General features: G+C 75.5%; 7 protein-coding genes. 1 reads left to right on the top strand and 6 read right to left on the bottom strand.

Features of this window, described 5'->3' with window-relative positions; genetic code table 11:
• The first annotated feature begins 119 nt into the window (after positions 1-119).
• On the top strand, positions 120-986 hold the full coding sequence (locus ACFV4N_RS35825; protein WP_499677103.1) for a hypothetical protein: 867 nt from the start codon (positions 120-122) through the stop codon (positions 984-986).
• A 126-nt stretch (positions 987-1,112) separates the two neighbouring features.
• Here the strand turns inward: ACFV4N_RS35825 and ACFV4N_RS35820 are convergent, their stop codons facing one another.
• The 6 genes from ACFV4N_RS35820 to ACFV4N_RS35795 all read right to left on the bottom strand — a co-directional run.
• A complete protein-coding gene (locus ACFV4N_RS35820) occupies positions 1,113-2,561 on the bottom strand; it encodes a PKD domain-containing protein (protein WP_499677102.1) in 1,449 nt (482 codons plus the stop codon).
• A 153-nt stretch (positions 2,562-2,714) separates the two neighbouring features.
• Positions 2,715-4,217 carry a substrate-binding domain-containing protein gene (locus ACFV4N_RS35815; RefSeq protein WP_499677101.1) on the bottom strand — a complete coding sequence of 501 codons (1,503 nt, stop codon included), beginning with the start codon at positions 4,215-4,217 and terminating at the stop codon, positions 2,715-2,717.
• A 69-nt stretch (positions 4,218-4,286) separates the two neighbouring features.
• A complete protein-coding gene (locus ACFV4N_RS35810) occupies positions 4,287-5,915 on the bottom strand; it encodes a substrate-binding domain-containing protein (protein ID WP_499677100.1) in 1,629 nt (542 codons plus the stop codon).
• On the bottom strand, positions 5,912-7,033 hold the full coding sequence (locus ACFV4N_RS35805) for a hypothetical protein (RefSeq protein ID WP_499677099.1): 1,122 nt from the start codon (positions 7,031-7,033) through the stop codon (positions 5,912-5,914). The genes ACFV4N_RS35810 and ACFV4N_RS35805 overlap by 4 nt, the downstream gene beginning before the upstream one ends.
• The gene (locus tag ACFV4N_RS35800) at positions 7,030-7,854 is read right to left on the bottom strand and encodes an FHA domain-containing protein (RefSeq protein WP_499677098.1); all 825 of its coding nucleotides are present in this window, start codon (positions 7,852-7,854) and stop codon (positions 7,030-7,032) included. Before ACFV4N_RS35800 ends, ACFV4N_RS35805 begins: the two co-directional genes overlap by 4 nt.
• A gap of 10 nt (positions 7,855-7,864) precedes the next feature.
• Positions 7,865-8,219 (bottom strand): hypothetical protein (locus ACFV4N_RS35795; RefSeq protein ID WP_499677097.1); only part of this gene is annotated, 355 nt, incomplete at its 5' end.

Below are 8,219 nucleotides of genomic sequence, written 5' to 3'. Positions count from 1 at the left end.
CCCGGGGAGCGCGGTCACCGCGCGTGAGGCGGGGGACGGCGGGGTGGGGGACAATGCGGCGGCCGGCCTGCCCGGACGGCACACCGGCTCCCGCGACCGCGACGTGAAGGACTGACACTGTGGCATTGCCCTACGGGCCCGAGGACGACCAGGACGCCGACCGGTTCGTCAACGACGCGCTGCGCAACCGCGACCCCGAGGTGTGGCGGCACCTGGCCTCCGACGCCTACGTCGAGCAGACCGGTCGGGTGCTGCTGGCGATGCTGGACCGGATCGCGGCCGACCGCGCGCACCGGAAGGCCGAGCGCGACGCCGCGCACGCGCGGCTGGTGGCGGGGGAGATCACCCGGGCCGAGTACGACCGCGAGCTGGCCGAGGGCGGCGAGCTGGCCAAGCGGACCGCGCACTTCGAGTCCCTGGTGCGCGAGCAGCACCGGTTGATCTCCGCCAGGGTGCGCCGGCTGCGCGGCGACGACGTCCGCGACGAGCTGGTGAGCCTGGTGATCACCTTGGGCGCCGCGATCGACGCGCACCGCGCCGCCGTGCTCGGGGGAGGGGGCGAGCCCACCCGGGCCGACCGGGCGCTGTGGGAGCGGCTGGCGGCGCTCGACGTGCCGGACACGACCGGCTCGGCGGGCCGCACGTCGCTGGAGGAGCTGGTCGCGCGGCACGCGGAGCGGCAGGACCAGCACGCGCGCGTGCTCGCCGGGATCATCCTGGACCTGGCCGGTGACGCGGCGTCGGTCGCGCGCGCCGACCTGCTGGAGGTCTGGAAGAAGAAGGTCGCGCCGACCCTGACGTCCGAGGAGCGGGCCGAGCACGCGGCCAAGGGCAAGGGTTCGCTGGTGACCGAGAAGCTCAGGAAGGCGATGGGCCTGCTGGAGCGGCAGGGCCTGGTCGAGCGCTCCGGCCCGCAGGGCGACCAGCGGCTCGACGTGCTCGACCGCCCCGGGCTGGAGGACCTGGCGGCCACGCGCACGCCGTAACCGCCGCCACGGCCGCCGGGCACGCACCCGCCGGGCACGCACCCGCCGGGCATGCGCCCTTCGGGTAGCGGCGGACCGCGGCGCCGAGGGCGGGCCGGGCACGCGCCCGGCCCGCCCGGCCGCGGGTCAGGCGATGTCGAGGCCGGACGGGGTGGCCGGCCCGACCGCCGTCGCCGCGCTGATCGCCTCGTTGTCCAGCGGCAGGGCGTCGGCGGTGCCGGACAGCTCGGCCACGGCCCGGAACGCCACCTTGCCGTGGACGGAGTCCTCCGCGCGGAACGTGTAGCGGAACGGGAAGTCCACCGTGCGCGCCGCGGGCACGTGCTGGGTGTACCCGCCGACCCGGTCCCACCCGGACGGGGTGCTCCGGTAGAGCGAGACGGTCACGTCCTCGGCGTACCGCGTGTTCGCGATCCGCACCGTCATCGCCTTGTTGTCGCCCACCTCCGCCGATCCCGGCGTGGTGAACCTGGCGATCGACACGTCGTGCGTGCGGACCCGCAGCGTCCTCGACGCGGTGGCCGTGCGGCCGTCCTCGGTGCCGATGGTCAGCCGCACCTCGTAGTCGCCGTCGGCCGCGTAGCGGTGCTGCGGGAAGGGGTCCGAGGAGGTCGTGCCGTCGCCCAGGTCCCAGTGCCGGGTGACCGCCCCGTCCTGGTCGGGGACGGAGGAGCCGTCGTGGAACCGGACGGTGCTCGCCGTGCTCGGCTGCTCGGGGTAGGCGCTGAAGGACGGCTCGACCGGCCGGGCGACGGCGACCCGCACGCGCAGGGAGCGCACGTCGTCGTAGGAGGTGCCGGCGCGCAGGTGGTACGTCGTGCCGGCGGTGGCGCGGAAGACCAGCGGACCCCGGCTGTCGGCCGCGCACCGGACCTCGTCGAGGCTCCCGGCCGCGTGGACCGCGAGGTTCGCGTAGTGCGGCGACCGCTCGTCGAAGACGACCGACGTCGTCTCGGGCACGGTCAGGGTGTACCAGACGGACCGCTCGGGGCGTCCGCACCGGCCGGCCGGCTCGTCGGCCTCGGAGGTGGCGGCCGTGACGTCGACCTCCTCCTCGTGCGGCAGGGCCGGGATCGGCGCGGCGTCGGCGAAGTCGTCGTTCACGGGCGGGGCCGGCGTGGTGGCGGCGAAGACCAGCGACGTGCCGCTCGTGCTGCTCAGCGCGGAGACCTTGAAGTGGTAGCGGGCTCCCGCGGTCACGGTGACGGCCAGCCGGGCCTGGAGGCTGCCGCCGTCGTCGTCGTTGCACGAGATGGGCGACAGCGAGCCCCGCGTGCCGCTGAACGCGGACAGCGTGGTGTCGTAGTCGCTGCCCGCCGTCGACAGGACCACCACGCCGTCCGCGGGCGCGGTGTAGGAGAACCAGACCGACCTGGAGTTCCAGCAGTAGTCGGGGTCGTCCGGCGCCTCGGTGGCCTCGGCGACCGACTGGGCGGCGGTGAACGGCGTGACCACCTCGGTCGCCTGGTCGAAGTCGTCGTTGGCGGGTGGCGCGGCGTGTGCGACGCCGGTCGCGAGCAGGCCGAGCAGCGCGGCCGTCAGCAGGACGGAACCTGATCTTCGTGTGGTGCGCACGGTGGATGTACCCCCTGTGTGTCCCGAGCGGGTCCCGGCGCCCGACCCCGTCCGGGTGGCCGACCGGTGGACCCCGCGTCGCGGGAATGGTCGGGTGCCACCTTGCCCGACCGGCCTTGGGCGGACCTTGAGCCGGAAGGTCGCGCCCCGGTGTCACGGCGCGTCGCACGGGTGGCGGCCGTCGCCCGGCCACGGGTCGCCGCACGGGAAGTAGCCCTCCTCCCGCAGGATCGCCTTGGCGTCGTCGGAGGACAGGTACCGCGTGAACCGGCTCAGCAGGCCGTCGTCCCGGCCGCGGCCGTAGGTGTAGAGGTACTCGACGATCCAGAAGCGGTACCGGCCGTCGGCCATCGCCTCCCGGGTGGCGGTGACGCCGTCGATCGCGATCACCTCGACCCCCGCCGCGCGGTCGGCCGCGGGCAGGTCGGCGTAGCCGATGGCGTTGTCGTGCTCGGCGACCTTCTCCAGCACGCCGCCGGTGGAGTTCAGCTCGCACCGCGTCAGCCCGGCGCCGTTGGAGGCGGTGGCGCAGTCCGGCGAGTTCTCGGCCGGTTCGTCGGCCCCGTCCAGGATCGCGGCCCGGAACGCGTCCCGCGTGCCCGACTTGGCGTCGCGGCTGACCACGAGCACCTTGCGGTCCGGTCCGCCGACCTGGGCCCAGTTGGTGACCTCGCCGAGGAAGATCGCGCGCAGCCGGTCCGCGGTGAGGTCGCGGACGGGCACGTCGTCGCTCACCACCACCGCGAACGGGACCACCGCGATGGTGTGGGGCGTGAACCGGGCGTCGCCGAACGGGGCCGGGCCGTCGGACATGGCCGCCCGCTCCTCGCGCCGCGACGGGCTGAGCTGCTGCAGGCCCGCGATCGTGCCGCCGCCGTCGACCTCCACCACCGCGTCGCCGCAGTCCCGCCGGTAGCGCGCGGCGACCTTCTCCGTGACCGCCTCGAACGCGCTGGACCCGGAGATCGTGACGGCGCCGGCCGCGCAGTGCGACTCCGACGGGTCCGGACCGAGGTCGGTGAGCAGCACCAGCGACGCGCCGACCAGGAGCAGGGCGAGGCCGCCCAGGACCATGCTGCGCCGGTTCGGCCCGTTGCCCCTGGCCGTGTCGCGGACGACCCGGCCGCCCCGCAGGAAGGTGTGGCAGTCCACCGCGGGCTCGCGCGTCACCGGCCCGGACAGCAGCACCAGCACCTTGATCCGGTCCTTGCGGTTGAGCGGCACCCTGGGCAGGACGAGGCTGTCGCCCGGCGGCGGCCAGTCGACGTCCTTGGCGATCTCCTCGCGCAGGTCCTTGCGCGCCTCCACGATCTGCGCGTCCACCACCCGGCGACCGCCGAACTCCAGGGTGAGCGGCCGGGTGAGGTCGTTCTCGTGGATCTCCCGGCTGCCGGTGTTCATGATCCGCACCAGCGCGAAGCTCGGCTCGGGCACGGTCTTGTTCTTGTTGCGCAGCTCCACCTCGATCATGTCCGGCACGCCCTTGGGCGTCACGCCGACCGGTGAGTCGAGGTGGACGCGGTAGGTGATCCGCTTGCGGGTGAGCCACAGCTTCGCCAGGTAGGCCGCGACGGTCACGGCCAGCGTGACCGCGCCGACCGTGGCGTCGGGGTTCTCGGAGATCCAGGTCGCGAGCGCCGAACCGCCCTGTGCCATGTCGTGCCGCCTCCGGTGGTCTATGGGGTCCGAGGGCGCGGTGCGCCGCGCCCTCGGCGGGAGAGCCGGTTACTGGTAGCCGCGGATCTGGCAGAACGCCCGGTCGAGCGGGTCGCGCCGGGCGTCCCACAGCGCGCCGCCGGTGGCCCGCGCGACCTCGCGCATCTCGCCCTCGGCGGCCTCGCCGAACAGGATGGGGAACACCGGCACGGCGCCCGTGCGCCCGGAGAGGAACGCCCGGTACTCCGCCGGTCCCGCGCCCCGGCGGTTCTCGCCGTCGGTCATCAGCACGATGCTGGCGAACCGGTCGCCCGGGTCGCCGATCAGGTCGTGCGCGCGGATCACGCTGTCGTAGACGGCGGTGTCGCCCCCGGCCGCCAGGCCCTCGACCGCCGTGCGCACGGAGGCCAGCGACGCCCGCGGCGCCGCCTCGTCCACGGTGAACGACAGGGGCGCGCCCGGCGCCTCGTTGAACGGCAGCAGGATCACCTCCTCGCGACCGCGGAAGCGGCACGACCGCCCCGACAGCGACTCGTCCACGCCGGTCAGCCCGGTCAGCGCCCGCTTGAGCTGCTCGATCCGCTCGCCCTCCATCGACCCCGACACGTCCAGCACGTACACCGTGCGCGCGGGTCGGCGCAGCCGGTCGGCGTAGGCGTCGAGCAGGGCCTCGATCACCGCCCGGTTGTCCGGGAACGGGATCTCCACGAGGGTGTCGGGCACGCCGTCCGGCGGCGGCACGCCGGGGACCGCCGGGCGCCGGGCGGTCCGCTCGGCGATGGCGCGCTGCGCCTCCGGGCCGCGCAGGTACTCGCCCAGCCGCCGGTGCGCGTCACGGGCCTCCGGGCTCGCGCCGGCCAGCACGGTGAGCGGGTAGTCGGCGCTGACCACGCCGTCCCGCGGGTACACCGGCACCAGGGGCTCGGCCAGCTTCCCGGACCGGTTGAGCGACAGCAGCGACGCCTCGTAGGTGATCAGGGCGTCGACCGGACCGCCGGGGTCCTCCCCGGTGGCGCGGCGGACGAACGCGTCGCCGAGCCAGTCCGAGGACCCGGCGGTGACGCGGTGCCCGGTGAACAGCCGCGAGAGCGCGTCGGAGACCCGTGCGATCGCGTCGAGGTCGAGCGCGCGCCCGCCGCCGTCGAGGGCGGTGGCCACCGCGACGAGCGCGGAGAACCCGGTGTTGGACGCCGCCGGGTCGGTCATCGCGAACGTGAGCGCGCCGCGGTCCACCGCCGCGGCGACGTCGGACCAGCGCACCGGCGCGCGGTCCCACCCCAGCTCGCGGGCGACCGGCTCGCGCAGGCCGAGCACCACGGGCGAGGTCATGACCTGGACCTCGGACCCCAGGCGCTCGCGGGCCTCGGGGATCGTGCGCAGGTACCGGGTGGAGGAGAACCACAGCGCGTCGTGCACGCCGTCGGCCTCGCCCTCGGCGACCTTCTGCGCGCCGTCGAGGCTGCCGGTGAACTCCAGCTCCACCTTCACCCCGGTGGCCCGCTCGGCGTCGTCCAGGACGGGCCGCAGGTCGGCCAGCTCGCTGCCGGCCAGGACGCGCAGCGTGGTGGGCGGCCCGGACGGCGCGGTCGACGTCGTCACGGGTTCGGGCGCCGTGGCGGTGCACCCGGTCAGGGCCGCGCCGGCGAGGACCGCGCCGGCCAGGGCCGCGGTCAGGGCGCGGGATCGGCGGCGGGTCACGGGCAGCCCCTCCCCGAGCGCTGGATCCCCGCCAGCTCGTCCAGCATGGTCTCCAGCACCTCGAACGACGGCGACTCGACCACGGAGGTCGGCGACCTGTCGGCGCCGACCGGCTGGGCGACCGGCGACTCGGGCCGGAAGCCGTGCTCGGCGGCCAGCCGCACCAGCTCCTGGTCGTCGCGCAGGACGCGGCCGACCTGCCCGCCGGTGTCGTCGAGCGGGATCAGGGTGTGCCGGGAGTAGACGGTGGGCCGCGGGTACAGCATCACCGCGTCCGGCGGCAGCACGGGCGCGGGCGACCTGGTGAGGAACTGGGCCTCGTAGACCAGCCCGATGGGCACCCGGCCGTAGCCCTTGGTCAGGTAGTCGTTGAACAGGTCCTGGCTGGTGCGCTGCTTGTCGCCCTGGCGGCCCACCAGCGCGCACAGGTCGGGCACCACCCGCCGCACCTCGTCGGCGGTCTGGACGACCGAGCCGTTGTTGGCCACGTGCGCGGCCAGGGACAGGAACATGATCGCCGAGCTGGAGTCCTGCGGGTCGGTGGTGCGCAGCTCCACCGCCTTGGGGAACCGGTACCGGTCCGGGCCCTCCAACTGGTCCCACTTCGTGCCCTCGCGGGCGAACCGCAGCAGCGTCGCGACGTCCACGACCCGGCTGCCGTCCGGTTCGGACTGGACCGCGCCGTTGCGCTGGAGGGTGTCCGCGATGCCGTTGAACGTGGCCACCACCATCGGCGAGGAGAACAGGGGGTAGCTGTCGCTCAGCCGGAACTCGGCGAGGATCTTCTGCGCGGTCGGCGTGCTGGAGGGGAACGCGAAGCCGTACCCGTGGTCCGGCTTGCGCAGCGCCACCGGCATCTCGCGCGACCCCAGGCTGTCCACGGTGATCCGCAGGCCCCGGCAGGCCAGCCGGTCCACCACGCGCGGGTCCTTGAAGAAGGACTCCTTCTCCGAGCCGATGACGCCGGTGACCGCCGTGGTGGAGCCGGCGCAGCCGCCCTCCGCCTCCGCGTCGCCGCGCACCCGGTCGGCCACCACCACGGCCACCACGGCGATGATCGCGACCCCCACCACGAGCGCCGCAACCCGGGCACCGGCCCGGTTCCGCGCCGGCGTCACGACCCCTCACCCCGCAGCCCCGCGTCGAGCAGCCGCAGGTCCGGCGGCGTCAGGGTGGCGGTCTCCACCAGCACCGCCGCGAGGTTCCGCTTGATCGCCTCGGGCGGCGCCGAGTCCGCGGTGATGCCCGGCACCCCCGCGGCGGCCAACCTCCGCCGCACCACGTCCACCACGTGTTCCGCCTTCCGCTCGGTCCACCGGCGCTCGCCGGGGACGTCGTTGAGCACGGCGCCGGTTTCCCGCCACGACAACGGGTGCGGGTCGTCGGCGCGCAACAGCACCTGCTGGAACAGGGCCACCAGGACCAGCCGCTCGCGGTCCGACAGCGGCCAGCCCAGGTCGCGGGTCCCGGTACCTGGCCGCACCGAGTCCTGCCCGCCGCCACCGGCGGCCACGAGCAGTTCCACCACGTGCAGCCGGGAACCCCGGATGTAGAGGGGCGTGTAGCCGGGCGCCAGCACGGTCTCGTGGCCGTGCAGCAGCAGCGGCCCGCCCGGGACGCGGATGGGCAGCCGGCCGCCGTTGCGCAGCAGCCACCGGTTCCCGGGCAGGAAGCGCACGGCGGCGTGCTCACGGCTCACGTGCGCGTCGCCGGAGCCCACCGTCACGTGCACGTCCGGGCTGTTGCGGCCCAGCAGCAGGTGGTTGTCCGCCTGCGGAGCCGCCGCGTACCCGCCGTCCTCGCCCAGCGCGAACAGCGTCCCCCTCGGCGCGGGCGCGCCGCCGAGCAGGGGTTGCCGCCGCAGCAGGCTGGGCGTCGCCGCGTCGAGGTAGTACCTGCGCTGGAGTGCCATGACCGCCGTCCGCTCCTGGGGTGCCACGATGCCGACGCTACGGGCGGGAGCTCGGGAACCCTCCCGGATCGACGTCGCGCGTGGGGTCGCCGGGCGCCGGTCCGGGGTCGGGCGCACCGTCGCCGTGCAGGGCGTACGCCAGCAGCGCCCCCGCGACGACCAGGGCGACCGCCGTCAACAGCGCCGTCACGCCGTCGAGCACGCCGGTCGCGGCGAGCAGCACGCCCAGCGCGCCGCCGCCCGCGCCGCCGAGGGCGGGCCCGCGCAGGGCCGGCCCGCCCCGCTCCCGCGCGGGCGGCCCGTCGGGCGCGGCGGGGGCCGGCCTGAGGGGCGCCGCCGGCTCCGCCTCCTGCGCGGCGCGCGGGGCGGAGGCGAGGGCGCCGGCGGCCTGG

The sequence above is a fragment of the Actinosynnema sp. NPDC059797 genome, from assembly GCF_042732085.1.
GTDB lineage: Bacteria > Actinomycetota > Actinomycetes > Mycobacteriales > Pseudonocardiaceae > Actinosynnema.
This window is presented reverse-complemented; position numbering and strand designations above follow the sequence as displayed.

What these genes read in the sequence shown, in the direction of transcription:
- ACFV4N_RS35815 (WP_499677101.1), bottom strand. Translation starts at nt 4,217, where the DNA reads ATGGCACAGGGCGGTTCGGCGCTCGCGACCTGGATCTCCGAGAACCCC.